This is a genomic window from Ornithinimicrobium pekingense DSM 21552, from assembly GCF_000421185.1.
In the GTDB taxonomy this organism is placed as follows: domain Bacteria; phylum Actinomycetota; class Actinomycetes; order Actinomycetales; family Dermatophilaceae; genus Ornithinicoccus; species Ornithinicoccus pekingensis.
In genome coordinates this window covers 388,011-414,210 of sequence record NZ_ATWJ01000008.1, presented here as the reverse complement: position 1 = coordinate 414,210, position 26,200 = coordinate 388,011, and the positions used below count along the sequence as shown (strand labels likewise).

20 protein-coding genes are annotated in these 26,200 nt (G+C 73.4%); 13 read left to right on the top strand and 7 right to left on the bottom strand.

Going from position 1 to position 26,200, the window contains the following annotated elements:
• Positions 1 to 28: 28 nt before the first annotated feature.
• Complete coding sequence (locus K330_RS19840; RefSeq protein ID WP_022921185.1) at positions 29 to 754, bottom strand: DUF305 domain-containing protein; 726 nt, start codon at positions 752 to 754, stop codon at positions 29 to 31.
• Positions 755 to 931: 177 nt separating this feature from the next.
• Between K330_RS19840 and K330_RS0107295 the strand changes: the two genes are divergently transcribed.
• Entirely contained in the window at positions 932 to 2,368 is a 1,437-nt protein-coding gene (locus K330_RS0107295) for an LVIVD repeat-containing protein (protein WP_022921184.1), read from the top strand.
• Positions 2,369 to 2,467: 99 nt separating this feature from the next.
• Here the strand turns inward: K330_RS0107295 and K330_RS24520 are convergent, their stop codons facing one another.
• On the bottom strand, positions 2,468 to 3,865 hold the full coding sequence (locus K330_RS24520) for a phage tail sheath subtilisin-like domain-containing protein (protein ID WP_022921183.1): 1,398 nt from the start codon (positions 3,863 to 3,865) through the stop codon (positions 2,468 to 2,470).
• 93 nt (positions 3,866 to 3,958) lie between these two features.
• Between K330_RS24520 and K330_RS0107285 the strand changes: the two genes are divergently transcribed.
• The gene (locus K330_RS0107285) at positions 3,959 to 4,336 is read left to right on the top strand and encodes a YchJ family protein (RefSeq protein ID WP_022921182.1); all 378 of its coding nucleotides are present in this window, start codon (positions 3,959 to 3,961) and stop codon (positions 4,334 to 4,336) included.
• A gap of 141 nt (positions 4,337 to 4,477) precedes the next feature.
• Complete coding sequence (locus K330_RS24515; protein ID WP_022921181.1) at positions 4,478 to 8,128, top strand: cell wall-binding repeat-containing protein; 3,651 nt, start codon at positions 4,478 to 4,480, stop codon at positions 8,126 to 8,128.
• A 107-nt stretch (positions 8,129 to 8,235) separates the two neighbouring features.
• Here K330_RS24515 and K330_RS0107275 read toward each other — a convergent pair whose 3' ends face one another.
• The 3 genes from K330_RS0107275 to K330_RS0107265 are packed head-to-tail and all read right to left on the bottom strand — an operon-like array spanning position 8,236 to position 11,137.
• On the bottom strand, positions 8,236 to 9,063 hold the full coding sequence (locus K330_RS0107275; RefSeq protein WP_156875722.1) for a DUF4097 family beta strand repeat-containing protein: 828 nt from the start codon (positions 9,061 to 9,063) through the stop codon (positions 8,236 to 8,238).
• Entirely contained in the window at positions 9,060 to 9,755 is a 696-nt protein-coding gene (locus K330_RS0107270) for a response regulator transcription factor (RefSeq protein ID WP_022921179.1), read from the bottom strand. Before K330_RS0107270 ends, K330_RS0107275 begins: the two co-directional genes overlap by 4 nt.
• Entirely contained in the window at positions 9,752 to 11,137 is a 1,386-nt protein-coding gene (locus K330_RS0107265; RefSeq protein ID WP_022921178.1) for a sensor histidine kinase, read from the bottom strand. Before K330_RS0107265 ends, K330_RS0107270 begins: the two co-directional genes overlap by 4 nt.
• 135 nt (positions 11,138 to 11,272) lie before the next feature.
• Between K330_RS0107265 and K330_RS19825 the strand changes: the two genes are divergently transcribed.
• The 3 genes from K330_RS19825 to K330_RS0107250 all read left to right on the top strand — a co-directional run bounded on the left by K330_RS19825 (position 11,273) and on the right by K330_RS0107250 (position 14,758).
• Positions 11,273 to 12,094 (top strand): alpha/beta fold hydrolase, encoded by an 822-nt coding sequence (locus tag K330_RS19825; protein ID WP_022921177.1) that lies wholly within the window; start codon positions 11,273 to 11,275, stop codon positions 12,092 to 12,094.
• 341 nt (positions 12,095 to 12,435) lie between these two features.
• The gene (locus K330_RS0107255; RefSeq protein WP_022921176.1) at positions 12,436 to 13,992 is read left to right on the top strand and encodes an ATP-dependent DNA ligase; all 1,557 of its coding nucleotides are present in this window, start codon (positions 12,436 to 12,438) and stop codon (positions 13,990 to 13,992) included.
• A gap of 4 nt (positions 13,993 to 13,996) precedes the next feature.
• The gene (locus K330_RS0107250; RefSeq protein WP_022921175.1) at positions 13,997 to 14,758 is read left to right on the top strand and encodes an SDR family NAD(P)-dependent oxidoreductase; all 762 of its coding nucleotides are present in this window, start codon (positions 13,997 to 13,999) and stop codon (positions 14,756 to 14,758) included.
• On the opposite strand, the gene K330_RS0107245 is transcribed toward K330_RS0107250, so the two are convergent.
• Entirely contained in the window at positions 14,751 to 15,503 is a 753-nt protein-coding gene (locus tag K330_RS0107245; protein ID WP_022921174.1) for a helix-turn-helix transcriptional regulator, read from the bottom strand. The two genes, K330_RS0107250 and K330_RS0107245, sit on opposite strands and share 8 nt — an antisense overlap.
• 88 nt (positions 15,504 to 15,591) lie before the next feature.
• Between K330_RS0107245 and folE the strand changes: the two genes are divergently transcribed.
• From folE to K330_RS19815, 7 genes are all read left to right on the top strand, one after another.
• Positions 15,592 to 16,230 carry a GTP cyclohydrolase I FolE gene (folE, locus tag K330_RS0107240; RefSeq protein WP_022921173.1) on the top strand — a complete coding sequence of 213 codons (639 nt, stop codon included), beginning with the start codon at positions 15,592 to 15,594 and terminating at the stop codon, positions 16,228 to 16,230.
• A complete protein-coding gene (locus tag K330_RS0107235; protein ID WP_022921172.1) occupies positions 16,230 to 17,432 on the top strand; it encodes an NAD(P)/FAD-dependent oxidoreductase in 1,203 nt (400 codons plus the stop codon). Before folE ends, K330_RS0107235 begins: the two co-directional genes overlap by 1 nt.
• A gap of 302 nt (positions 17,433 to 17,734) precedes the next feature.
• Complete coding sequence (locus K330_RS0107230) at positions 17,735 to 18,820, top strand: cell wall-binding repeat-containing protein (RefSeq protein WP_022921171.1); 1,086 nt, start codon at positions 17,735 to 17,737, stop codon at positions 18,818 to 18,820.
• A gap of 111 nt (positions 18,821 to 18,931) precedes the next feature.
• Positions 18,932 to 20,443, top strand: a complete 1,512-nt coding sequence (locus K330_RS0107225) for a long-chain-fatty-acid--CoA ligase (RefSeq protein ID WP_022921170.1) — start codon at positions 18,932 to 18,934, stop codon at positions 20,441 to 20,443.
• Positions 20,444 to 20,564: 121 nt separating this feature from the next.
• A complete protein-coding gene (locus K330_RS0107220) occupies positions 20,565 to 21,509 on the top strand; it encodes a hypothetical protein (protein WP_022921169.1) in 945 nt (314 codons plus the stop codon).
• A gap of 133 nt (positions 21,510 to 21,642) precedes the next feature.
• The gene (locus K330_RS19820) at positions 21,643 to 22,926 is read left to right on the top strand and encodes a dicarboxylate/amino acid:cation symporter (RefSeq protein ID WP_084617271.1); all 1,284 of its coding nucleotides are present in this window, start codon (positions 21,643 to 21,645) and stop codon (positions 22,924 to 22,926) included.
• 54 nt (positions 22,927 to 22,980) lie between these two features.
• Positions 22,981 to 24,843: a DUF429 domain-containing protein gene (locus K330_RS19815; RefSeq protein WP_022921167.1), complete on the top strand. Its 1,863-nt coding sequence runs from the start codon at positions 22,981 to 22,983 to the stop codon at positions 24,841 to 24,843.
• Here K330_RS19815 and K330_RS19810 read toward each other — a convergent pair.
• Complete coding sequence (locus K330_RS19810; protein ID WP_022921166.1) at positions 24,840 to 26,114, bottom strand: protoporphyrinogen/coproporphyrinogen oxidase; 1,275 nt, start codon at positions 26,112 to 26,114, stop codon at positions 24,840 to 24,842. The two genes, K330_RS19815 and K330_RS19810, sit on opposite strands and share 4 nt — an antisense overlap.
• Between the last annotated feature and the right edge of the window lie 86 nt (positions 26,115 to 26,200).

The following is a 26,200-nucleotide window of genomic DNA, read 5'->3' as shown; positions in this document are numbered from 1 at the left end:
TGACAGGGTCACGGGCTTTGTCCTGGCCTCACCCCAGGATGCGGTCGCGCAGCTCGGCCATCCGCCCGATCTCGGCGGTCTGCTCGACCGACATCTCGTCGGCCATCTCCCGCGCCCGCACGTCGAGGCCACCGGCTCCGTGCTGGTCGATCATGTCGAGCGCGCCCTCGTGGTGGGCGGTCATCAGCTCGAGGAAGAGCAGGTCGGCCTCCTGGCCCCGGGCGGACCCGAGCCGCTCCAGCTGCTCGGGCGACGCCATACCCGCCATGGTCTCCTGCCCGCCCGTGGCGTGGGCGTGCCCACCTCCGCGGGGTCGGGCCCCGAGCTCCCCGCCGAGGGCCTCCACGTCCACGCCGACGTCCGCGGCCTCGGGCGGGACGAGCTCGTCCTGTTCCGCAAGCCAGGCCGCCATCGCGCCGACCTCCGGACCCTGCGCCGCGCGGATCCGCTCGGCGAGCGCGACGACCTGCCGGTCCTCCAGGCCGTCCTCGGCGAGGTCGACCATCTCGATGGCCTGGGCGTGGTGCACGATCATCGACTTCACGAAGAGCACGTCGGCGTCGGTGGGCTGCTCGACGGGTATGGCGATCGGTCCGGTGTGGGTGGTGCTCGCCTCCCCCGGCGCACCCGGCTGGATGACCGGCCGGTCGGGGGTGACGGTGGTCGCGGAGGGCTGCTCGGTGGAGGAGCAGGCGGACGCGCCGAGGCCGACCAGGGCGGCCACGAGCAGCGTCGGGAGGGGGCGTGCGGGCATGGGCCCAACCCCATCACGGCACCCGCAGGAGCGACAGAGGGCGCAGGTCAAGGAACCGTTCTGATCGCGTAAGAAGTTGGCAAAGCCGGGTCCGCGGGCCGTTCACGCTGCCTACTGTCGGGCGCACCGGACGTCGACCCTGCGCCCCTGGAGGGTCCCGGAGAGGAAGGACCCCGCATGACGAAACGCCCGCAACGACGCGGACGCCGCACCGGCCTCGCCCTGCTGGGTGCGGCCGCGCTGACGCTCACGAGCGCCTCGACCGGCCTGGCCCTGCCGGGCCAGGGTGAGGCCACCGCCGAGAACGCCGCGGCGGCCACCCTGGAGCCCGGTGAGATCTCCAAGAGCGACAACATCACCTACCTGGCCAACCTGCCCAAGCCCGCCGTCTTCGAGGGTGAGTTCGGCTCGGACATGGCCTTCCAGGACGACCTGGCGTTCGTCGGCAACTACAACGGCTTCTGGGTCGTCGACATCGCCGACCCGGCCGACCCGGAGATCATCACCGAGGTCTACTGCCCCGGCGGCCAGGGTGACATCAGCGTCGAGGGAGACCTGCTCTTCCTCGCGGTCGACTACGCCCGCACCGACAACACCTGTGAGAGCGAGTCGTCCAGCACCGCCAACCCGGACGCCTGGGAGGGCGTGCGCGTCTTCGACATCAGCGACGTGCGCAACCCGCAGTACGTCGCGGGCGTCCGCACCGACTGCGGCTCGCACACGCAGACGCTCGTGCCGAGCAAGAACAAGAAGAACATCTACGTCTACGTCAGCAGCTACAGCCCGAGCGCGAGCAACCCCAACTGCCAGCCCCCGCACGACTCGATCTCGATCATCGACGTCCCGGTGGCTGACCCGGGCGCGGCCGCGGTTGTCGCCAAGCCGAACCTCTTCGCCGAGGACGGCGGCGGGAACCCGGAAGGCACCGGGTCACGCCAGACGACGGGCTGCCACGACATCACCGCCTACCCCAACCGCAACATCGCGGCGGGTGCCTGCATGGGTGACGGGATCATCCTGGACATCAAGGACCCGGTGAACCCCAAGGTCGTCGAGCGGGTCCGCGACACCGAGAACTTCGCCTTCTGGCACTCGGCGACCTTCAACCAGGACGCCACCAAGGTCGTCTTCACCGACGAGCTGGGCGGTGGCGGTGCGGCGACGTGCGTCGACAGCGTCCCGGACACCAAGGGCGCCAACGCGATCTACGACCTGGACCGGCGCGGCAACCTGTCGTTCCAGTCCTACTACAAGATCCCGCGCACCCAGTCCACGACCGAGAACTGCGTGGCCCACAACGGCTCGCTGATCCCGGTGAAGGGCTCGGACATCATGGTGCAGGCGTGGTACCAGGGCGGCCTGTCCGTCCACGACTTCACCGACTCGGCCAACCCGGAGGAGTTCGCCCACTTCGAGCGCGGCCCGCTCGAGCCCGCGGCCCTCGGCGGCGCGTGGTCGTCGTACTACTACAACGGCCACATCTACTCCTCGGACATCACCGAGGGCCTGGACGTGCTCAGGATCGACGACCCGCGGACCGACCCGGCCGCCAAGGTCCGGATGAACACGCTCAACCCGCAGACGCAGCCCCGCTACGTCGGCAACGGCAACTGACCCGACCCGCGTCCGCACGAGGGGGCGTCGGCACCGCGCGAGCGGGGCCGGCGCCCCTCGGCGCGTGCCCCGGGACACGGGGTATGCCGTGAGACACCGTCAGGGGCGGCGGGCCAGGACGTAGGGGACGTCGGTCTCGCGGGAGAGCCGGTCGAGCAGGCGGACCACCTCGACGCCGTGCCGACGCCCCGCGCCGTCGTCGCGGCCGAGGACCGCGTCGGCCTCCTCCAGGACCAGCACCGTGCCGGCATGGGCGGCCGAGTCGAAGACCCGCGCCAGCCGGCGCTCCGTCTCCTGCAGGTGGCCCGACGTCAGGGCGGCCAGGTCTTCCCGGCGCACGACCGTGAGGCGCTCGCGGGCCAGGTCCGCCGCGCGGGCGAGCGCGACCGGTGGCGCGAGCACCTCCGGCCCGTGCCCGCCCGCGGTGCTGAGCACGAGGTCGTGCACCTCGAACTCCGACGGCCGCACCGTCGCCAGGCCCAGGCGCAGCACCATCCGGCCGGCGGCGAGGTCGGCGGCGGGGGTGGTGGTCCCGTCGCAGCGCACGAAGAACGCCTCCTGCGCGCTGACGCCGGCCAGCGCACCGGTCCGCCACAGCTCGGTGAGGAAGTCCTCGGCACGCACCCGGACAAGGTCGGCCAGGCCCGGGTCCGTGCGGCGCCCGGCGACGAACGCCATACCCGCCTCGAGGGAGGACAGGACGTGGTCGGTCAGACGCCGCACCGCCAGGAAGCGCCCGGACGGCTCGGTCGCCTCGGTCGCCGCGAGCAGCCGGCCGCCCCAGACGACGCGTCGTCGGTCCGGGAGGTCGCGCAGGGCGTTGACCCCGTGGGCCGCCAGCAGCTCGGCGCCGGCCGCCGCCAGGTCGAGGGCGAGCCCGTCGGCACCACGCAGCTCCGCCTGGTCCCCCGCGGGGGTGTCGGCCACGCCACGACGGGCGGAGGTGCTGGCGACGACCCCGGCCACGGCCCCGCTGGGGGCCACGGTGGCACCGCCGGCGAGGAGCCAGGGGTGGTAGACGGCGACCCGGTCGCGGGGCCCGTCCACCCGGTCCGCGCGCAGCCCGGCCGTGCGCGCGTCGGAGTCCGCAGGCAGGTCGAGCAGCAGCACCGCCCGCTCCTCCTCGCAGCGCGCGAGGGCCGCGGAGACGGCGCGGCTCGCGGCGGTCGTCAGCCCGGGCAGGACCAGGAGCGAGAAGGGCTCGCGCAGCGCGGCGAGACCGCCGACGCCGCCCGGCGGGACGACGTGGCCGGCCGTCGGGCCGGACGCACCCACCACGACGGCGTCGGTCCCCCCGCCTGCGAAAAAGAGCTCGACCGCACGGTCCAGGGGGGAGGCCTCGGGGTCGCCCGGCCGGGTGCCGAAGCTCGCCCGGTAGTCCTCCACGCTGGTGACCCGCACGGGGGTGTCCACGGGCCCGGCGGCGGTCCAGCCGACGAAGGCCGCGGGTGCCTCGGGCACGGGCTGGACGGGGACGCGGGACGGGTCGGGCTGCATACCGGCATTCAAGCGGCTGGCGCGACGGCCCGCCAGGGGACCCGCCGGTGCCGACCGGGCGCCGGGCGCCCCACCGTGTCTACGATCCGGAGGATGAGCGACCTCTGCCCGTGCGGGACCGGACGACTCCTCGACGCCTGCTGCGGTCCGCTGCTGTCGACCGAGCGGCTCGCCGGCACCGCCGAGGAGCTCCTGCGCAGCCGCTACACGGCATACGCCCTGGGGGACCGCGAGCACCTGTGGCGGACCTGGGACCCGCGCACCCGGCCGGAGGAGCCCTATCTCGGCGACGACCGCTGGACCGGGCTGCGGGTGCTCGAGGTCGTCGACGGCGGACCGGACGACACGGCGGGTGTGGTGGAGTTCGTGGCCTCCCACGTCGGTGGCGAGCTCGCCGAGCGCAGCCGTTTCACGCGGCGCGCGGGCCGGTGGTTCTACACGGGGGCCGAGGACCGGGAAGGGCGGACCTGAAGGTCCAAGTGTTGTCCGCCCGTGTGCCGCCATCGTTACCCGATCGTAACCTGAATGCGCCCTGTGGGCCGACAAGTTACGTAGGCTCGTGGACTGCGTGCGCCAGACCGGGCGCCCGCGCGTCATCAAGGGAGATATCGCGTGACATCAGCACACCGGGGACTACCCCCACGCCGTGCTCTTGCCGGTGTCGCCGCGCTGGCCATGACGGGTGCGTTCCTCGCGCCCCTGTCCGCCAGTGCCGACGACAAGCAGATCGCGCCGGGATCGCCGGCGCCGGAGAGCAAGATCCAGGGCAACCAGATCACCGGGGCGGAGATGGCACCCAACGCCTTCTTCGTCCAGTTCGCCAGCGAGCCCACCACCCTGGGCGGGTCCATGGCGACGATCCAGGCCGAGCGCCAGCAGTTCCTGGCGGACGTCGAGGATGCGGGCGTCGAGGTCGAGGTCCGTCAGGAGTTCGGGTCGCTGTGGAACGGCGTGTCCGTCAACGTGGCCGAGGCCGACCTGCTCGACGTCGCGGGCTCGGGGGTCGTCGAGGCGATCTTCCCGATCGGCATCATCGACGCACCGGAGCGGCCCGAGTCGACCACCCTCGACCCCGAGCTGTTCAGCGCCATCACGATGACCGGCGCGGACGTGGTCCAGAGCGAGCTGGGCTACGACGGCACCGGCGTGCGCGTGGGCATCATCGACAGCGGTGTCGACATCGACCACCCCGACCTGGGCGGCAACGGCACCCCGGGCAGCACCGCGTTCCCGACGGAGCGCATCGCGTTCGGCTACGACTTCGTCGGCGACGACTACAACGCCGACCCGAGCACCGACGCCTACCAGCCCAAGCCCATGCCCGACCGCAACCCCGACGACTGCGGCGGCCACGGCACGCACGTGGCCGGCATCGTCGGTGCGGACGGCGAGGTCACCGGTGTGGCCCCGGGCGTCACCTTCGGCGCCTACCGCGTCTTCGGCTGCGACGGCTCGACCGAGGGCGACATCATGCTCCGCGCGATGGAGCAGTCGCTGTCCGACAGCATGGACGTGGTCAACATGTCCATCGGCTCGGCGTTCTCCGCCTGGGCCGAGTACCCGACCGCGCAGGCCTCCGACGCGCTGGCCCGCGAAGGCGTCGTCGTCGTCGCCTCGATCGGCAACAGCGGCGCGGACGGCCTGCACTCGGCCGGCGCCCCCGGCGTCGGCGTCGACACCATCGGTGTCGGCTCGGTCGACAACGTCGAGTACATGGCCAACGTGTTCGTCGACGAGTTCGAGAACAACGTGCCCTACACCGTCGGCACCCCCGCCCCGGAGCCGCCCACGTCGGGCACCACGCCGGCCGTCGCGGTGGCCACCCCCGGGACGGTCGAGGCCCAGGCCTGCGGCGCCGACCCGTTCACGGCCGAGCAGAAGGAGATCATCGCCGGCAACTGGGTCCTGATCCAGCGCGGCGTGTGCACCTTCCACGAGAAGGCCCGCAACGGCCAGGCCGCAGGTGCCACCGGCGTCATCATCTACAACAACGTCGCCGGGATGATCAACCCCAGCGTCGCGGGCGACCCGGCGATCACCGTCCCGGTGGTGGCCGTCTCCCAGGCCGACGGCACCAGGCTTGCCGAGGCGGCCCTGGCCAACGGCAGCACCGACATCACCTGGGTCGAGGGCACCGAGGCGATCGCCAGCCCGACCGGTGGCCTGATGAGCTCCTTCAGCTCCTTCGGCACCACCGCCGACCTGCGCTACAAGCCGGACGTCTCCGCCCCGGGTGGTCAGATCTACTCGACCTACCCGCTGGAGATCCAGCCGCACGCCACCCTCTCCGGCACCTCGATGGCCTCCCCGCACGTCGCGGGCGCGGTGGCCCTGATGCTGGAGGCCGACCCGAGCCTGTCGGTCTCCGACGTCAAGACCCGGCTGCAGAACTCCGCCGAGCAGGTGCCGCTGAGCATCGCCCCGGCGGCCGGTATGGAGGTCGTGCACCGTCAGGGCGCCGGCATGATCCAGGTCGACAAGACGATCCTGACCGACGTCGTGATCGAGCCGTCGATGCTCGACCTCGGGCAGCAGCTGCCCGGTGAGTCCAGCACGCACACCCTGACCCTGCACAACACCACGGGTGCGACCGAGGTCTACACGATGTCCTACGAGTCCGCGGTGGCCACCTCCGGCACCGCCAACGACTGGGGCTACTACCTCGACGGTGCGACGGCCACCTTCTCGGCCCCGACCGTCACCGTGCCGGCGGGCGGCCACGCCACCGTCGACGTGACGATCGCCTCCCCGGAGTTCGACTACCTGTTCGGCGGCTACGTCTACGCCACCGGCAGCGACGCGAGCGTCTACTCCGTGCCGGTCGGCGGCGCGTCCTTCGACCTGCAGGACGTCGAGGTCCTCGCCGACATGATCAACGCCGACGGCACCACCGCCCTCGAGCTGCCCGTCCTGGGCAAGCTCGCCGAGTGCGGCCGCTTCCTCGGCCACGAGTGCGTCGACCCGGAGGGCACCTGGAACATCGCCGGTGAGGACACCACCTACACGATGGACCAGGGCGACGTCCCGACGGTCCTGGTGCACTTCGAGCACCAGGCGCGCGCGATGGACTGGGAGGTCTTCTCCGCCAACCCCGACGGCACCAAGGGTGAGTCCCTGGGCACCGTCCTGGAGTACGACTACCTGGCCCGCAGCGCGAGCCGCAACGGCATCTCCGCCTACACCTGGGACGGGATGTACGTCAACGAGACGGGCGCCCGCGAGCGCGTCGCCTCCGGTGACTACATCATCGAGATCGACGTGACCAAGGCCAGCGCCTGGAACGACGACCGCGAGCCGGGTGTCGAGACCTGGACCAGCCCCGCCTTCGGCGTCGAGTGGGCCGGCACCGGCCTCGTCGACACCCCGGCGGTCAGCCGCGCCCAGGGCCCGAACCGGTACTCCACCGCCGCCGAGCTCGCCGTCGAGAACTACGAGACGGGTGTCGAGACGGTCTACATCGCCAGCGGTGTGGACTTCCCCGACGCGCTCTCCGGCTCGGCGCTGGCCGGTGTGCAGGACGCACCCGTCCTGCTCGCCAAGGACGGCAGCCTTCCCGCCCCGACCCGGATGGCCCTGCAGACGCTGGCCCCGGAGCGGATCGTGATCCTGGGTGGCCCCGGTGCCATCGGGACCACGGTGGAGCAGCGGCTGGGCGACTACTCGCCCGTCGTCGAGCGCCTGGCCGGCACGAACCGCTACGGCACCTCCGCAGCGGTGGCCCAGGAGTACGGCTCCGCCGACGTGGTCTTCCTCGTCAGCGGCCAGCAGTACGCCGACGCCATGTCGGCAGCGGCCCCGGCCGGGATGGAGGGCGCCCCCGTCCTGCTGACCAAGCCGGACAGCGTGCCCAACGCGGTGGCGGCCGAGCTCGACCGCCTCAACCCCGCCCACATCGTGGTCGTGGGTGGCGACGGCGCCGTCTCCTCGGACGTCGCGGACGCGGCTGCCGCCTACGGTGACGTCGTCCGGATCGCGGGCACCAACCGCTACGAGACCTCGGCGGCCGTGGCCGCGGAGTTCTTCGCGAGCCCGGCCGACCACGCCATGCTCGCGACGGGTCAGAACTACGCTGACGCGCTCGCGGCCGGCCCGGTGGCGGCGCTGCACAACAGCCCCGTCCTGCTGACGAAGTCCGACGCCCTCCCGGCGGCGGTCCTCGAGCAGATCATGGACCTGCGCGTGCAGGAGATCACGATCGCCGGTGGCTACAACTCCGTGACCCTGGCCGTCCAGGAGCAGCTGGAGGCTCTCGTCTACCCGTGAGGTCCTCGATGACCTCGTGAGAAGCGAGACGCACGAGGAGGGCCCCCGCACCAGCCGGTGCGGGGGCCCTCCGCGTGCAGCGTCCTGCCCGTCAGCCGCCGGGTCCGTCAGCCGTCGGTGACCAGCACCGACCCGACGCTGGAGCTGACGTCCACCGCATACGGCGACGTGGTCGAGGTCTGGACCTGCACGACCGGCTCGTCCACGGCGGACACCGCGTCCACGTCGTAGGTGACACCTGCGGGCAGCCGCAGGGTCACGTCCCCCACGCTCGAGCGCAGGCGGACCGTCCCGACGGGCTCGTCGAGGGTGACGTCGATCTGACCGACCGAGGTGCTGGCGTCGAGGCGTGCGGGGGTCCCGCTCACGCTGACGTCACCGACCGAGCCGCGCACCGTCACCGCACCGGTGACGTCGGCGATGTCGACGTCGCCGACGCTGGCACGCATCACGACCGCCATCCCCTCGGGCACCAGGACGTCCCAGTCGGCGTAGCACTGGCCGAAGCGCGCCAGGCGGGGGCAGTCCAGCGAGACCGAGGTGACGGCGTCGGTGGTGGAGACCTCCACGGTCGGCTCCCGGAAGGACCAGTGCTTGCTCGCGGTGACCGACGGCTCCTGGCCGGCGGCGACCTCACGCACGGAGACGTCGCCGACGTCGCCGCTCAGGTCGAGCTCGACCGTCCCCCCGGGCAGCGCGTGGACCTCCTCCTCGGCGTCCCGGACCATCTCGGGCACCGTCGAGGCGGCGCCGGCCAGGACCAGCAGCCCGACGACGCCCAGTCCGGCGATCCGCAGGCCGCGGTGACGCCGGTGGTAGGTGGGCGCCGGCAGCGGGGGCGGGGCGCCGGGCCGCGTCAGGTCCTGGGGCGGGGGCGCGTGCCGGTATGCCGTCGCGCCCGGGACGGGTGAGTCCTGCGGCGGGGCGGTCATCATGCGTCGCTGCCGTGCTCGAGCCACTGCAGGACCGCGAGCACCCGACGGTGGTCGTCACCGGTGGGGGCCAGGTCGAGCTTGCCGAAGATCGAGGAGACGTTCTTCTCCACCGCGCCCTCCCCGATGTAGAGCTCGCGGGAGATCGCGCTGTTGCTGCGGCCCTGCGCCATCAGCCGCATGACGTCCTGCTCGCGCGGGGTCAGCCGGGACAGGGGGTCGGTGTGGCGGGCGCGCGACATCAGCTGCGAGACGACCTCGGGGTCCAGCGCCGTGCCCCCGGCGGCGACCGTGCGGATGGCCTCGATGAACTCGCCGGTGTCGGCCACCCGGTCCTTGAGCAGGTAGCCCACGCCCCGCGGCCGGCCGGCCAGCAGCTCGGTGGCGTAGGTCTCCTCCACGTACTGGCTCAGCACCACGACGGAGGTGTCCGGCAGCTCGGAGCGCACGACCAGCGCCGCCTGGAGCCCCTCGGCGGTGAAGGTGGGGGGCATCCGCACGTCCACGACCACGATGTCGGGGCGGTGCTCGCGGACCGACGCCAGGAAGGTCTCGGCGTCCGGGCAGGCGTCGACGACCTCCAGCCCCGCGGCCTGGAGCAGCCGCACGAGGCCGTCGCGCAGCAGCACGGAGTCCTCGGCGAGGATCACCCGCAGCTGGTCGGGCCGGTGCTGGTCGGGGGGTGAGGTGGTCATCGCGTCCTTCCGGGTCGCATGGGCAGGGTGATCGCCAGGGTCGTGCCGTGGCCGGGAGGTGAGGAGACCTGCAGGTCGCCGTCGACGGAGGTCACCCGCTGCCGCAGGCCGGTCAGCCCGGTGCCGTGCCCGACGACCGCTCCGCCCCGGCCGTCGTCGGTGACGATGACGCTCAGCTGCTCCCCCGCCGGTCCGGGCACGACGCGCAGGTCGACGCTGACGTGGCCGGCGCCGGAGTGCTTGGCGGCGTTGGTGAGGGCCTCGGAGACGCAGAAGTAGGCGATCGCCTCCACGGTGGGGTCCGGTCGCTGCGCCGAGGGGCCGGGCAGGTGCACGGAGACCGAGACGGGTATGGGGCTGCGCGCGGCGAGGGCGGACACGGCGGCGTCCAGCCCGCGGTCGGCGAGGATCGGCGGCACGATGCCGCGGGCGACCTGCCGCATCTCCACGATCGCCTCCTTGGACGCCGCGTGCGCCTCGTCGATGAGCGCCCGGGCGCCCTCGGGGTCGCTGTCCAGGGTGGAGCGCGCCAGGCCGAGGTTCATCGCGATGGCGACCAGCCGCTGCTGCGGGCCGTCGTGCAGGTCGCGCTCGATCCGGCGGCGCTCGGCCTCCACCGAGTCGACCGTCTCGGACCTGGAGGTGGCCAGGGTCTCCACGCGGCGGCTCATCTCCCGCAGCTGACGCTGCGGGTCGTCGCCGAGCAGCCAGCGGGCCAGCGCCACGTCGACGCTGGTCAGGCCGCGGGCGACCCACGGCACGAGCAGCAGCACCAGCACGCCGGCGAGCGTGCCCACGGCATACCCGGTGGTGGTGGAGACGGTGAAGAGCCAGCCGACGCGGGCGCCGTCGTCGGGCGCGACGGCGGAGAGCAGGGGCAGGGCGGCGAGCGCGAGGGCCTGCGTGAGCAGCACGAGGACGACGGAGCCGGCGAGCAGCCCCCACAGCCCGTGCAGGGCGGCCCACCCCGTCGCGCGCAGTCGGGGCTCGTCCAGGCCGGCCACCCTGCGCCAGGTCGGGGCGCGGCTGGCCGGCGGGGGTCCGACGTCGACGCCGGCGAAGACGACGAGGACGCCGCGGTGCACCCGGCCCAGCAGCCAGGCCCCCCACAGGCCCAGGGCCAGGAGCACCAGACCGGCGCCCATGGCCGGGGTGGAGAACAGCCCGGCGACCGCCAGGCCGACGACGGCAAGCGCCAGCGCGGCGGTGGCCAGGCTGAGCACGAGCCCGACGGCGGCCCACCAGCCCTCGACCCACCTGCGGCCCAGGCTGCGCCGGGGCGGTGGCGTCGGGGCGGTCGCGGCGCTGTCCCCTGCCCGCCCGGGCAGCGGCGGGGGGCCGGTGTCGGAGGGGCCCTCGAAGGGCAGGGCGGGAGCCGTCATGTCCTCAACGGTAGTGAGCGGCACCGGCCGCGGCGAGGGTGTCGTCCTCCGAGGTGCGACGGGGGACAACCCCCGTGACCCGGGTCACCGCAGGCACCCCTTGCCTTCCGCCGGAACGGGCGTAGCGTCGGAGCCATGATCGTCAACGATGACACCTCTGTAGACACGGCCACCGAGATCGGTCACGGACCCAAGACCGTCATCTGCCTGCCCGGGTGGTTCGGGTCCTCGACCGGCTGGGGGCAGGGTTTCGTGGACACGCTCGACCGTGAGCGGCTCCGCTACGAGTTCATGGACTACCGCGGCTACGGCGAGCGGCGCGGCTCCGGCGGTCCCTACACGATCGACCAGATCGCCGCCGACGTCCTCGAGCTCGCGGACGACCTGGGTGTGCAGACCTTCTCCCTCGTGGGGCACTCGATGGGAGGGACGGCGATCCAGCGCGTGCTGGCCCTGGCGCCGGAGCGGGTCGAGTCGATCGTGGGCATCGCGCCCTGCCCCGCCTCCGGCACGCCCCTCGACACCGAGGGGCGTGCGCTGTTCGAGGCGGCGGCCTCCGACGACTCCGCCCGTCAGGCGATCATCGACATCACCACCGGCAAGCGGCTGTCCTACGTCTGGATCGACAAGATGGTCCGCCACAGCCGCGCGCGCTCGGACCAGGAGGCGTTCGCGGCCTACCTGCCCGCCTGGTGCGACACCGACCACGCCGGCGAGGTGCCCGGCGACACAGTCCCGGCGCTGGCGATCGTCGGCGAGCACGACGCCGCCATCACCGAGGAGGTCGTGCGCAGCACCTGGTGCAGCCTGCATCCCAGCTCGCAGGTGATCGTGCTGCGCAACGCCGGGCACTACCCCATGTTCGAGACGCCGGTCCGGCTGGCGACGGTCATCGAGGAGTTCATCGAGGCCCAGCACGCCGCGGAGAAGGACCGGCCGCTCGTCGCGACCACCTGAGACGGGGACGGTCGGGCAGAGCGGAAAAATTGACCAAATCCTGACCAACCTCATACCCCGTCTTGACCGGACGGGCGATAACGTCGATCCCAGATCGACGTCGACGGGATCACCGACCGCAGGCCCCCTACCCCTGGCCCGCGGACCCGGCCCCCGAGAAGTTGGTCAGCGCGCACGTCGCCACCGTCGGCCGGACCCCCCTGCACCCGGCTGATGACTCGGGGGGAAGGCGTGCATCGCGCCGAAGGGCGCGCCGGCTGTCACGGGCCCGGCGCGCCCTTCAACGCGTCCGGGGTCTGTCCCCGGGGCGCGACGACGACCGCTGGGGCAGACTGGGCGCCATGCGGCTGACCCGGGTGATCGAGACCTCCGCCGCGGTCGCGGCGACCCGGGCGAGGAACGCCAAGACCGCGCTGCTGGCGAGCACCCTGCGCGAGGCGGCGCAGCCCGACGAGGGGGTGTCGACCGACGGGCGGGCACGTCTGGTCGCCGTCGTCGCCGACTACCTGGCCGGGACGCTGCCGCAGCGCACCGTCGGCGTCAGCTGGCGGGGGCTGCGCGACCTGCCCCCGGCCGCCGACCTGCCCAGACTCGGCGTGCTCGAGGTCGACGACGCGCTCAGCCGGCTGCGGGGCCTCACCGGCGCGGGGTCGCTGGCCACCCGCGCCGCCGCGGTGCGCGACCTCTTCGCCCGCGCGACCTCCGACGAGCAGCGCTGGCTCGTCGGCCTCATCACCGGCGAGCTGCGCCAGGGCGCCTCGGACGGTGTCCTGCTCCCCGCGATCGCGCAGGCCGCCGACGTGCCGGAGACGCTGGTGCGCAGGGCGGTGATGCTCGCCGGCTTCCCCGGGCCCGTCGCGGCCGCCGCGATGCTCGAGGGCCCCGCCGCCCTGGAGGCGGTCCGTCTCGAGGTCGGCCGGCCGCTGCGCCCGATGCTCGCCGGCTCCGAGCCCGACGTCGACGCGGCGGTGGACGGCAGCCGCGAGCTCGCCGTCGACGCCAAGCTCGACGGCATCCGGCTGCAGGCGCACGTGGACCGTGCCGCCGACCCCCAGGTGCGGCTGTTCACCCGCAGCCTGGAGGAGATCACCGACCGGCTCCCCGAGGTGGTCGCCGACCTGCTCGCCCTGCCCGCGACGACCGCGGTCCTCGACGGCGAGGTCATCGCCCTGGACGGCGAGGGGCGGCCGCTGCCCTTCCAGGTCACCGGCGCCCGCACGGCCTCCAGCGCCGACCCGCAGTCCATGGCGCGCACGACCCCGGTGACCACCGTCCTCTTCGACCTGCTGCACCTCGACGGCACCGACCTCGTCGACGAGCCGGCCTCCCGGCGGTGGCAGGCGCTCGCCGACCTGGCGCCGGCCCTGGCGGTGGACCGGGTGGTGACCGCCGACCCCACCGTCGCCCGCGACTTCTTCGCCGACGTGCTGGCCTGCGGCCACGAGGGCGTGGTGGTCAAGGACCCGGCCGCCCCCTACGCCGCGGGGCGCCGCGGGGCGGGGTGGGTCAAGGTCAAGCCGCGCCGCACCGCCGACCTGGTCGTGCTCGCGGTGGAGTGGGGCAGCGGGCGGCGCTCGGGGTGGCTGTCCAACATCCACCTCGGCGCCCGCGACCCGCGGACCGGCGAGCTGGTCATGGTCGGCAAGACGTTCAAGGGGATGACCGACGCGATCCTGACCTGGCAGACCGAGCGCTTCCTGGAGCTGGAGACCGGCCGCGAGGAGCACGTCGTGCACGTGCGCCCCGAGCAGGTCGTCGAGATCGCCTACGACGGCGTGCAGACCTCGCGGCGCTACCCTGGCGGCATCGCGCTGCGCTTCGCCCGGGTGCTGCGCTACCGAGACGACAAGCGCCCCGAGGAGGCCGACACCCTCGACGCCCTGCGCGGGACCGGCTGAGGCCATGTCGACCCTCGACCTGTTCCGGCTCGACGGCAGGGTGGCGATCGTGACCGGCGCCTCCAGCGGCCTGGGCGTGGCCTTCGCGCGCGCCCTCGCCGAGGCCGGGGCCGACGTCGCCCTCGGCGCCCGGCGCGTGGAGCGGCTCGAGGAGACCGCCCGGCTGGTCCGCGACGCCGGCCGGCGCGTGCTGGTGCACCAGACCGACGTCGCCGACCCCGGGCAGTGCCGGGCGCTGGTGGACGAGACGGTCGCACAGCTCGGCGGGGTCGACGTGCTGGTCAACAACGCCGGGGTGGGCACGGCCGTGCCGGCGACCCGGGAGACGCCCGAGCAGTTCCGGGCCGTGCTCGACGTCAACCTCTCCGGCTGCTACTGGATGGCGCAGGCCTGCGGCCGGGTGATGCGGCCCGGCTCGAGCATCATCAACATCTCCAGCGTGCTGGGCCTGACCACCGCCGGGCTCCCGCAGGCCGCCTACTCCGCGAGCAAGGCCGGGCTCATCGGCCTGACCCGCGACCTGGCCCAGCAGTGGACGGGGCGCAGGGGCATCCGGGTCAACGCCCTGGCCCCCGGGTTCTTCGCCAGCGAGATGACCGAGCAGTACCCGCCCGGCTACCTCGAGTCGCAGCAGGCCCGCATCCCGGCCGGCCGCCAGGGCGACCCCACCGAGCTGGCGGCGACCGTGGTCTACCTCGCCTCGCCCGCCGCCGGCTACGTCACCGGGCAGACGCTGGCCGTGGACGGCGGGCTGACGATCACCTGAGCCGCGCCACGACGCAGCAGCGGCCGTCGGCCGGCTCCAGGCACGCCTGCACGCCGCCGCACCCCCGTCCGTCGGCGACACCCTGGACGAAGTGCTGGTTGAGCCCGCAGACCAGCTCCGTGTGCTCCTGGGCGAGCGCGTGGTAGGGGCAGTTGGCCAGGAGCATCGCCGTGCCGGCGTCGGCGCCGTCGGCGTCCGTCCGCGGCTCGTAGCCCAGCGGTCGCAGCGCGTCGGCCAGCGCGGCCAACGGCAGGGTGCTCGCGGCCGCACCGTCCCCCGTCCGCGCCGTGGGCTGCTCGTCCGGCCCTGGCGCGTGCTCGAGGTCGTGAGCCGCCGCCTCACCGACCTGCACCCCGGCCTCCCGGGCGGCGTCCGCGACAGCCTCGGGCACCGCCGTGCCCGCCATCGCCCGGGTCACGGCCGCCGCGAGGATGTCGCCCACGAGGTCGTAGCGGCGCGGCGGCAGCGACACGGCCAGCTCACGGTCGGCCCGTCGGTAGAGCTTGCTGGGCCGCCCCGACCCGGGGCCGTCGCGCCCGGTCAACCGGCGGTACTCCACGTCGAGCAGCCCCTCCCGCGCGAGCCGGTCCAGGTGGAAGCTGACCGTGTGCAGCGCCACCCCCAGCTCCCGCGCGGCCTGCTCGCGGCCGACGGGTGCCGGTTGCTCCACCACGTAGTCGTAGAGGCGCCGACGCGTGCCCTCGGCCAGCGCGCCGATGCCCGCGGCTGTTGCTCCCAGGTCCATACCCCCATTCTAAAACATAGATCCGTTGACACAAGAGGGTTGTGGGTCTACGGTCGAAGAGTCCTGGTCCGCACGAGGGAGGTCCTGCGTGAACGCCATCGCCGTCGCCGAGGAGACCGGCGCGAGCACGACATACCCGCTGCGTCCCCGTGTCGTGCCCGACCACGGGCGCGGCGACGTGGACGTCGAGGCGGCCGAGCGCGCCGCGGCCGACCTGCTCACGGCGCTGGGGCTGGACCTGACGCACGAGAACCTCGTGGACACCCCCGGACGGATGGCGCGGGCCCTGGCCGAGCTGACCCGGCCCGAGGAGTTCGACCTGACCACCTTCGCCAACGACGAGGGCTACGACGAGCTCGTCCTCGTCCGCGACATCCCCGTGCGCTCCCTCTGCGAGCACCACATGCTGCCCTTCGTCGGTGTCGCGCACGTGGGCTACCTGCCCGACCGGCGCATCCTCGGGCTGTCGAAGTTCGCCCGGATGGTCGAGCTGCACGCCCGCCGCCCGCAGACCCAGGAGCGCCTCACCAAGACCGTCGCCGACCATCTCGAGCGCGAGCTGCGGCCCGCCGGCGTCGGGGTCGTGGTCGAGGCCGAGCACACCTGTATGACGTTGCGCGGCGCCCGGGCGCCCGGGACCCGCACCCTGACGTCCACCGTCCTGGGCCGGCTGCGGGAGGACCCGAGCAGCCGCGCCGAGTTCCTCGCCCTCGCCAGGAGGCCCTGATGGCCGACCCCCAGCACATCGTCGTCGTCGGAGGCGGGCTCGCCGCCGCCTCGGCGGTCACCGAGCTGCGCGAGCGCGGCTTCGACGGCGCGGTCACGCTCGTGGGCGCCGAGCCGCACGTCCCCTACGAGCGACCGCCCTTCTCCAAGGCGGTGCTGACGGGCGACGCCGAGCCGGAGTCGGCGTTCGTCCACCCGCAGGAGTGGTATGCCGAGCACGACGTCGAGCTCCTCCTCGGCAGCCGGGTGGACGCCCTCGACCTGGCGGGCCGGACCGTGAGCGTGGCCGGCCGCCGGATCGGCTACGACAGGCTCCTGCTGGCCACCGGTGCCGTGCCGCGCCGCCTGCCCGTGGTGGACGACTCGGGCGTGCCCGCCTCCTACCTGCGCACGCTCGACGACTCGCTCGCGCTGCGGTCGAGGCTGAGGGACGGGGCCCGGGTCCTGGTCGTCGGCGCCGGCTGGATCGGCCTGGAGGTCACGTCCGCGGCGCGACGGGCGGGGGCGGAGGTGAGCGTGGTCGACCCGGCCGAGGTCCCCCTCGCGGCGGCGCTGGGGGAGCAGATGGGCGGCCTGTTCGCCGACCTGCACCGCGGGCACGGCGTCGACCTGCGGCTGCGTACCCAGGTCACGGCGGTCCGGCAGGCCGACGGGCGCGCCGTGGTGGAGCTGTCGGACGGCGAGCAGGTGCGACCGGACCTGGTCGTCGTCGGCGTCGGGGCCCGGCCGGACACCGCGCTGGCGGAGGAGGCCGGCCTGGCGACCCACGACGGGATCCTCGTCGACGCCACGCTGCGCACGAGCGACCCGCACGTGTGGGCTGCGGGCGACGTCGCCAACCACGACCATCCCTCGCTCGGGCGGCTGCGGGTGGAGCACTGGGACACCGCGATCAACCAGGGCCGGCACGCCGCCCGGGGGATGCTCGGCGAGGAGGAGCCCTACACCGCGCAGCCCTACTTCTTCACCGACCAGTACGACTGGGGCATGGAGTACGTCGGGCGCGGCGGGCCCGAGGACGAGCTGGTCGTCCGGGGTGCGCCGGCCGAGGGCCTGACCGCCTTCTGGCTCCGGGACGGGGTCGTCACGGCCGGGATGCAGATCAACGACTGGGACGCCTCCGACACGCTGCGTGCGCTGGTGGGGGCGGCGGCGCCGGAGCGGCTGCGCGACCCGGGTGTGCCGCTCGCCGACCTGGGCTGACGGTGCCGCGGAGGTCCGTGCGTCGAGCGTGACACGTGTTACGTCCGACACAAAGATTGGCCTGTGGGTCGGGCGAGCACGTACGCTGTCGGCCTCGCGGGGGCATGTCCCGGTCCCCGTGACACGTCCCCGTCCGGCGCCGAGCCGGTCGCAGCTCCAGGAGGCCGACGATCTCTTCTCGTCCCCGTTCCCGCTCCGTCCTGCTCGCCCTGGCTCTCCTGGCCGGAGGCAGCCTCACCCCCGCGGTCGCGCAAGAGGGCTCGCCCGCCCCGTCCGTCGCCACGGCCGGTGCCTCCGACGAGGTGGCCGTCCTGCCCCGGCTGGACCCCGGCCACGTGCAGCAGGTGCGCGACCGCGTCGAGCAGCTGCGTGACGCCCGGCCCTCGGGCCTGACCGTCACCGGCCCCGACGGGCCCGCCCTCCAGTCGGCCATGGAGAACCCCGAGGTGCTGCGCCATGCGGGGAGCGACCGCTACGCGACGGCCGCGGCGCTGGTCAACCACTGGTGGCGCGACTACCTGTGGGACGAGGACAACGTGCCGCTCGACTACGAGAAGGTCGTCTTCGTCGCCAGCGGGACGACCTTCGCCGACGCCCTCTCCGGTGGTGCCGCCGCGGCGGCGTGGGGCGGGCCGCTGCTCCTGACGAAGCCCGACCGGCTGTCTGCTGCGACCCACAAGACGCTGACCGACCTGAAGCCCGACGCGATCGTCCTGCTCGGCGGGACGGGGGCGGTCAGCACCGAGGTCGAGACGAGCCTGCAGGCGCTCGTCCCCCGCCCGGACAACGTGCACCGGGTCACGGGTGACAACCGCTACGAGGTGTCGGCCAACGTCGCCGCGATGAACGGCAAGGCGCCGGTGGCGGTGGTGGCCAGCGGCACCACCTTCGCCGACGGCCTGGCGGGCGGCTCGGTCGCCGGGGCGCAGGTGTCCCCGCTGCTGCTCACCCGCCCGGGCAGCGCCCCGGGACCCGTCCTCGCCGCGCTGCGCGACACCGTGCGACCCTCGCAGATCTACGTGCTCGGCGGCCCCAACGCCGTGAGCGACACGGTCATCGACCAGCTCGACGACCTCGCCCCCGTCACCCGGATCGACGGCCCCGACCGGTATGCCGTCGCCGAGAAGGTGGCGGGCCTGCTGCCGACCACCCACGGCGCGACGGTCGCCTCCGGCCAGGACTGGCCCGACGCGCTCGCGGGCAGCGCCTTCGCCGGCGTGATGCGCGACAAGCTGCTCCTGCTCAAGAAGGACGCCGTGCCCCTCGCGACCCAGCGCGCCGTGCACCAGCACGGGCTGGTCTACCTGGACGCCCTGGGCGGCCCGACCCCGCTGCCGGAGAGCGTCCTGGACACGTTGCGCAGCATGGAGATCGCCGTCGCGCAGTGACGTCCCCGCAGGCAGATCGCCGTGCGGGGGCCGTCTGGCCTTGTCGCGCGGGGCGCGACTGACCAAGATGAGGGGCGCACGCCATACCCCCGCTCCGGAGACGAGTCGACGATGACCAACCTCGCGCACAACCTGGCCCGCACCGCCGAGCAGCACCCCGACCGTCCGGCGGTCGTCCTCGACGACCTCAGGCTGACCTACGCCGAGATGGAGCACTCCGTGCGCCGGCTGGCGGGGTGGTTCCGCAGCCAGGGCGTCGGGGAGGGCGACCGGGTGGCGCTCATGCTGCCCAACGTCCCGTCGTTCCCGGTGGTCTACCACGCCGTGCTGCGCCTGGGCGGGGTCGTCGTGCCGATGAACCCGCTGTTCAGGCGACGCGAGATCGCGTTCTACCTGCAGGACTCCGGCGCCCGCCTCATCGTCGCGACGCCCGGTGAGGACGTGGAGTCGGCGGCCGCCGCGGAGGGCGCCCAGCTCATGGCGATCGGCCCGGAGGGGCTCAGCTCCTGGGTGCACGGCGCCGACGCCACCGAGCCGGTCACCGAGGTCGTCGAGCGCGCCGGCGACGACACCGCCGTCATCCTTTACACCTCCGGCACGACCGGCCGCCCCAAGGGCGCGGAGCTGACGTGCGACAACCTGCAGACCAACCTGGCGACCAGCACCGAGACCCTGCTGCACCTGGGCCCCGAGGACGTCGTCATGGGCTGCCTGCCGCTCTTCCATGTCTTCGGGATGACAGTGGCGCTCAACACCGCCGTCGCCACGGGAGCCGCCCTGACGCTGGTGCCCCGCTTCGACCCCACGAAGGTCCTGCAGGTCATGGAGCGCGACCGCGCCACCGTCTTCGCGGGCGTGCCCACGATGTATGGCGCGATGCTTGCCGCGGTCGGGGCCGTGCAGACCCGGCCCGACCTGTCGGCGCTGCGGGTGGCGGTCTCGGGCGGGGCCAGCCTGCCGCTGGAGGTCATGCGGCGGTTCGAGGAGACCTTCGGGTGCACCATCCTGGAGGGCTACGGGCTGTCCGAGACGAGCCCGGTCGCCTCCTTCAACCACCCCGACCGGGAGCGCAAGGCCGGCTCGATCGGCGTGCCCGTCCGCGGTGTGGAGATGAAGCTAGCGCTGCCGGAGGGCGGTGGCGACGTGCCGCCGGGGGACGGCGAGGCCATCGGCGAGATCTGCATCCGCGGCGAGAACATCATGAAGGGCTACTGGCGGCAGCCCGAGGCCACCGCCGCCGCGATCGACGAGGCCGGCTGGTTCCACTCCGGCGACCTGGCGCGGCGGGACGAGGACGGCTTCTACTTCATCGTCGACCGCACGAAGGACATGATTATCAGGGGCGGGCTCAACGTCTACCCGCGGGAGATCGAGGAGCTGCTCTACGAGCACCCCGCGGTCGCCGAGGCGGCCGTCATCGGGGTGCCGCACGCCGAGCTCGGCGAGGAGGTCGCGGCCTACGTCGTGCTCCGGCCGGGCGCCGAGGCCACCGAGGCCGAGCTCGTCGAGCACGTGCGCTCGCAGGTCGCGCCATACAAGTACCCACGCACCGTGACGCTCATCGAGGAGCTGCCCAAGGGTGCGACCGGCAAGATCCTCAAGCGGGAGCTGCGGGAGCGCTGACGTGTCCGTGTGGTGACCCCGTGCTGCCATGGCGACACGGGGTCACCACACCGGCCGTCCCCGCTCGGGGCCTGTGGACGACCGCGGGCCTCGGCACGGCGAGCCGGACAGACTGGGCGGCATGTCGTCGGTGACCACGCGGCGCGCGGCCCTGGAGCGGGGGGTCAGCCTGGCCGCGCAGCGCCACCGCCTGGCGCGAGGGGACTGGCAGCGCGTCTTCCCCGGTGTCTACGTGACCCACGGCTCGGGGGTGACCTGGCAGGAGCGCGTGGAGGCGGCCACCCTGGCGCGAGGCCCCGGGGCACGGGCCGGCCTGCACTGCGCGCTGCATCTGTGGGGGCTGACGGACGTCCGGCCGCAGGTCATCACCCTGGTCGAGCCCGCCTCCGTCCATCGACGGCGGACGCTTCCGGGCGTCCGCGTCCGGCGCCGGCGCCGGGTGGCTGTCGCCGTGCGTCACGGCATTCCCGTGACCTCGGTGGCGCAGACAGTGCTCGACGTCCTGGCACTGCCGCACACGACGACCGACGAGCTCATGGCGCTGGTCGCCCGGGCGACCCGGGCTCGGACGACCGCAGCGCAGCTGCGCGAGGAGCTGACCTACCACCCGTGCCACCCGCGCAGGGGACTGCTCGAGGAGGTGCTGAGGGCCGCCGAGGAGGGTCTGGAGAGTGCCGCGGAGCTGCGCTACGCCCGGGACGTGGAGCAGGCGCACGGACTGCCCGCCATGCAGCGGCAGGCGCCGGTGGACGGCTCCGCGGCCGCGGGGCACCGACGGTCTCGACGGGTGGACTTCCGTGACCCGGCCCGCGGCGTCGTCGTGGAGATCGACGGCGAGCTCTACCACCGCGACCGTCAGCACCAGGACAGGGCACGCGACCGGCAGGCCGCAGGTCGGGGTGACGTGGTCCTGCGCGCGGGATGGGTGGACGTCGTGGCCACCCCCTGCGAGCTCGCGGGCGACGTCGCGGGCGTCCTGGCCGCCCGTGGCTGGACCGGTCGTCCTCGCCCGTGCTCCTCCGCGTGCAGCCTGGCGCGTGAGGACAGCCGACGCAGATCCGCCTGAGCCCGTGGCCGGGGTCCGTGGTGACCCCGTGCTGCTATGGCGACACGGGGTCACCACACGAGTGAGGGCAACAGCGGGGCGAGGGGCGCCCGGGCGGTGACCCGGGCGGAGGCAACAACCGGCACGTGACTTCGTGGTAGCGCCGCGCCGGTGCCATCATGCGCCTGTGAAGAAGCCCGGCCTCCTGCTCCGCATCGTCCTCGCGATCCTCCTGGGCATCGTCCTGGGCCTGTTCCTGCCCGAGGCGGTGGTGCGAGTCTTCGTGACCTTCAACGGCCTCTTCGGCAACTTCCTGTCCTTCATCATCCCGCTGATCATCGTGGGGCTGATCACGCCGGCGATCTCCGAGCTGGGCAAGGGCGCCGGCAAGTGGCTGGGCATCACGGCGGCGATCGCCTACGGCTCGACGATCTTCGCCGGGCTGATGGCCTTCCTCGTGTGCATGCTGGTGCTGCCGCGGATGCTGACCGAGGGCTCCTACGACGAGGTGAGCAACCCCGAGGAGGCGCTGCTCACGCCCTACTTCACGGTGGAGATGCCCCCGGTCTTCGGGGTGATGACGGCCCTGCTGGTCGCCTTCGTCGTCGGCATCGGCCTGACGCTGCTGCGGACCGACACCCTGCACAAGGGCTTCGTCGAGCTGCGCTCGGTGGTCGAGATGGTGATCTCGGCGGTCATCATCCCGTTCCTGCCGCTCTACGTCTTCGGCATCTTCCTCAACATGACCCGCGCCGGGCAGGTCTGGGACGTCGTCACCACCTTCGCCGGGGTGATCCTGCTGGTCTTCGCCCTGACGCTGGGGCTGCTGCTGCTGCAGTACACCGTCGCCGGCGCCATCACCGGCCGCAACCCGCTCCGGGCGCTGCGGACGATGCTGCCCGCCTACGCGACGGCGCTGGGCACCTCCTCCTCTGCCGCGACGATCCCGGTCACGCTGCGCCAGGCGGTCGAGGCGGGCGTCAGCCGCCCGGTGGCCTCCTTCGTCGTGCCGCTGTGCGCGACCATCCACCTGGCCGGGTCGACCACCAAGATCGTCTCCTTCTCGCTGGCCGTGATGCTGCTGTCGGGCATCGAGATCAACGTCGGGATCTTCATCGGCTTCATCTTCATGCTCGGCATCACGATGGTCGCCGCGCCGGGCGTGCCGGGCGGGGCGATCGTCACGGCGGCGGGCCTGCTCACCTCCATGCTCGGCTTCACCGAGCCGCAGGTCGGCCTGATGATCGCCACCTACATCGCGATCGACTCCTTCGGCACGGCCACCAACGTCACCGGTGACGGCGCGATCGCGATGGTCGTCGACAAGCTCAGCGGCAAGGAGCTGCACCGCGAGCACTTCGTCGAGACCGAGGAGGGCGACCTCGTCGCCGTGCCCGACGAGGGGGAGCCCTACCTCCAGGACGACGACCGGGGCTGAGGACCGGCCGCGTCTGACGGCGCGGCTGGTGCTCCGACCGGGCAGAGTAGGCCCATGCACTACGTCGGCGTCGACCTCGCCTGGGGCGAGAAGAAGCCCACGGGCGTGGCGGTCGTGGACCCCGACGGCCGGCTCGTCCACGTCTCGACCCAGCGCACCGACGAGGACATCGTCGCCGCGGTGCGGCCGTGGACCGGCGAGAGCTGTCTCGTCGCGATCGACGCCCCGCTGGTCGTGACCAACGCCACCGGCAACCGCCCGGCGGAGGCGGCCCTCAACCGCGACTTCGCCCGCTTCGACGCCGGTGCCCACCCCTCCAACACCGGCAAGCCCGAGCTCTCCGGGACCCCGCGCGGCGCCCGCCTCGCCAGGCTCCTCGGCCTCGACATGAACCCCTCCTCCGGGCGCGCCCGACGCGCGATCGAGGTCTACCCCCATCCCGCCACGGTCGTCCTCTTCCGGCTGGGGCGCACCCTGAAGTACAAGCACAAGCCGGGCCGCTCGCTGGAGACCCTCCGTGCCGCCCTGCTGACGCTCGTCGAGCACCTCGAGCGCCTGGCCGAGGCCGACCCCCCGATGCTGCTGACCGGCAGCCGGCAGTGGCGGGACCTCGTCGAGAGCATCCGCGCGGCCACCCGCAAGAGCGAGCTGCGCGTCGCCGAGGACCAGGTCGACGCCGTCCTGTGCGCCTACGTCGCGAGGTATGCCGTCGCGCACCCCGGGCGCACCACCACCTACGGCGACCTGGCGACCGGCTACATCGTCACGCCCGCCCTGCCCGCCGACCTGAGCCCCACACCCAGGGGAAAGACGGAGGACGCCGCCACCCTGGCCGGCGCACCGCATACCTCGTCGGGGGGTGAGCCGTCCGAGGGCGGGAACGACCGCGTGCGGGCGGCCGTGCGCGCCTACGAGACCGCGCGGCCGCAGGTCGAGGAGGCGACGCGCGGCTACGTGCAGCTGGTCACCGACCTGCTCGACGAGGCGGGTATCAACTACCTGGCGGTGACCGGGCGGACCAAGAGCGTCGAGTCGTTCGCCGGGAAGGCGGCCCGCAGGGTCGACGGCGAGCTGGCGTTCCCGGACCCGCTGCAGCAGATCACCGACCAGATCGGGGTGCGGGTGGTGACCTACGTGCTGGCCGACGTCACCGCCGTGGCCCGCCTGCTCGGTGACCAGCTGCGGGTGCTCGACGACCGCGACATGGGTCAGGAGACGGCGCAGGAGGGGCGGTGGGGATACTCCAGCCGGCACGTGCTCGTCGAGCTGGACGACGGGCGGGCGGCCGGTCCCGAGTGGGCGGCGCTCGCCGGACGGACTGCGTCGGTGCAGGTCAGGACGGTGCTCCAGCACGCGTGGGCGGAGTTCGAGCACGACATCCGCTACAAGGGGACGGTGCCCGAGGAGCACGCCAGCGACCTCGACCGGCGGTTCACGCTGGCTGCCGGTCTGCTGGAGCTGGCCGACCGCGAGTTCCTCATGATCCGCGACCGGCTGCGCGAGAGCATCGTCGACCAGCAGCCGCCGGAGGACGCCGACCCGCGGATCGAGGCCAAGGACCTGGCAGCGTTCCTTGCCGGGCGGTTCCCCGACGCCGGCTGGTCGCGGACCGACCACTACTCGTGGGTGTCGGCGCTGCTGCTCGAGCTCGGCATCACCTCGCTGGGCGAGCTGGGCCGGGTGCTCCAGCAGGTCGACCCGACCGCGGTCAACGAGCGGATGGACTACCGCTACCCGCCCGGTGCGGTGCGGCGCCTCGACGACGCGCTGCTGGCGGCGTTCGGGGAGCGCTACGTGACGCTGCACGGCAACGCCCACCGCGTCGAGCTGCTGCAGGCGCGACTGGGGCGGCTGCGCGCCGCCGGCGCGGAGGGGTCGTCGGGAGGAACGCCCGTGCAGGAAGAGCCTGGGGCCTAGCCGGGCAGCAGCTCGGAGTCGTCGTCCAGCAGGCCGCGGCGCTGCAGGTAGCCCTCGGCCGCCCGCCGACCGCTGACCATCGCACCCTGCACCGAGGCGGTGTCCATGTGGTCACCGGCCACGATGAGACCGTCGGCGACCTCCATGCGGCGACGCTCTACGAAGGGCGCCGGCTGGGCCGGCACCGCGTAGGGGATGTCGTCACGGCGGATCAGTTCCCACGCCCGGGTGCTCACGCCATACATCTCGCCGACGTGGCGCAGCACCTCGTCGTCGCCCACCGGGTCCTGGCCCGGGCGCAGCAGGCTGCTGGCCGAGACGAGGTGCATGCCCTCGGGGGCGTAGGTGGGCTGGACGTTGCTCATCACCACGGTGCTCACGACAGGCCCGCGCGTCTCACGGACGTCGACGACGATGGAGCGGAAGTCGGTCGGGGCGTCGGGCACGGCATACCAGTGGGTGGTCTGACCCTTGCCCTCCGGTGCCGGGCGGCCCGTCAGCCTCTCCGCCGTCTGCGGGTCGGTGGCCACGACGACCAGGTCGGCCTCGATGTGCTCGCCGTCGGCGGTGCGCACCGAGCGGGGGGCGACCTCGGCGACCGGGGTGTTGAGCTCGACCGGCCGCTCGAGACGGGCCGCCAGCTGCTCGGGCAGCGCCTGCATGCCGCCGGCCGGCAGCTTGGGCGTGCCGGAGACGAAGCTCTTGACCACCAGACGCGTGTAGGCCGAGGAGGTGCTGCCCTCGTCCTCGAGCAGGACGCCCGCCAGGACCGTGTCGACGATCCGGCGGAGCGGGCCGAGCAGCCCGGCCGCGTCCATGGACTCGCGCCGGGTGACGTCCTCCTCCTCGCCCTCGCCGCCGAGCATCGCGTCGACGGTCGGGGAGGTCCAGCGCGCCAGCGACGCCAGGCTCGCGGGGTGCAGCTTGCCCGACATGAGCGTCTGCGGGATGAGCTGGGGCTCGCGCCGCGGGTCGGCGACGATCTGCAGCGTGTCGGTGCGTGCCGAGCGGATCGCCAGCCCGGCGGTGAACTTGCGCACGTCGAGCGCCTTGAGGTCGACGTGGTTGCGCACCATCGGGTAGCCGGGGTCCAGCACGTGGAAGCCGCGGTCGAGCTGGTAGCCGTCGACCACGTCCGTGCGGATCCTCCCCCCGACGGCGTCACCGGCCTCGAGGACCCGGGCCGGCACGCCATGGTGCTGAAGGGCAAGTGCGCAGGTCAGGCCGGTCAGGCCGGCCCCCACGATAACCACGCTGGTGTCACGGGACATGCGGGACAGCCTAGGCCGAGGGCACGCGATCTTCCTGCTGGGGTGGGACGGGCGCCGTGCCGGTACGCCACCTCGTCCTCACCGCT

Bases quoted from the DNA above. Each gene is read 5' to 3' on its own strand.
- K330_RS0107250 (WP_022921175.1), top strand. From the start codon at position 13,997: ATGTCGACCCTCGACCTGTTCCGGCTCGACGGCAGGGTGGCGATCGTG.
- K330_RS0107295 (WP_022921184.1), top strand. From the start codon at position 932: ATGACGAAACGCCCGCAACGACGCGGACGCCGCACCGGCCTCGCCCTG.
- K330_RS0107245 (WP_022921174.1), bottom strand. From the start codon at position 15,503: ATGGACCTGGGAGCAACAGCCGCGGGCATCGGCGCGCTGGCCGAGGGC.
- K330_RS0107265 (WP_022921178.1), bottom strand. From the start codon at position 11,137: ATGACGGCTCCCGCCCTGCCCTTCGAGGGCCCCTCCGACACCGGCCCC.
- K330_RS19840 (WP_022921185.1), bottom strand. From the start codon at position 754: ATGCCCGCACGCCCCCTCCCGACGCTGCTCGTGGCCGCCCTGGTCGGC.
- K330_RS0107270 (WP_022921179.1), bottom strand. From the start codon at position 9,755: ATGACCACCTCACCCCCCGACCAGCACCGGCCCGACCAGCTGCGGGTG.
- K330_RS0107275 (WP_156875722.1), bottom strand. From the start codon at position 9,063: ATGATGACCGCCCCGCCGCAGGACTCACCCGTCCCGGGCGCGACGGCA.
- K330_RS0107255 (WP_022921176.1), top strand. From the start codon at position 12,436: ATGCGGCTGACCCGGGTGATCGAGACCTCCGCCGCGGTCGCGGCGACC.
- K330_RS19815 (WP_022921167.1), top strand. From the start codon at position 22,981: ATGCACTACGTCGGCGTCGACCTCGCCTGGGGCGAGAAGAAGCCCACG.
- K330_RS0107220 (WP_022921169.1), top strand. From the start codon at position 20,565: ATGTCGTCGGTGACCACGCGGCGCGCGGCCCTGGAGCGGGGGGTCAGC.
- K330_RS24520 (WP_022921183.1), bottom strand. From the start codon at position 3,865: ATGCAGCCCGACCCGTCCCGCGTCCCCGTCCAGCCCGTGCCCGAGGCA.
- K330_RS19810 (WP_022921166.1), bottom strand. From the start codon at position 26,114: ATGTCCCGTGACACCAGCGTGGTTATCGTGGGGGCCGGCCTGACCGGC.
- K330_RS0107285 (WP_022921182.1), top strand. From the start codon at position 3,959: ATGAGCGACCTCTGCCCGTGCGGGACCGGACGACTCCTCGACGCCTGC.
- K330_RS19825 (WP_022921177.1), top strand. From the start codon at position 11,273: ATGATCGTCAACGATGACACCTCTGTAGACACGGCCACCGAGATCGGT.
- K330_RS0107225 (WP_022921170.1), top strand. From the start codon at position 18,932: ATGACCAACCTCGCGCACAACCTGGCCCGCACCGCCGAGCAGCACCCC.
- K330_RS0107235 (WP_022921172.1), top strand. From the start codon at position 16,230: ATGGCCGACCCCCAGCACATCGTCGTCGTCGGAGGCGGGCTCGCCGCC.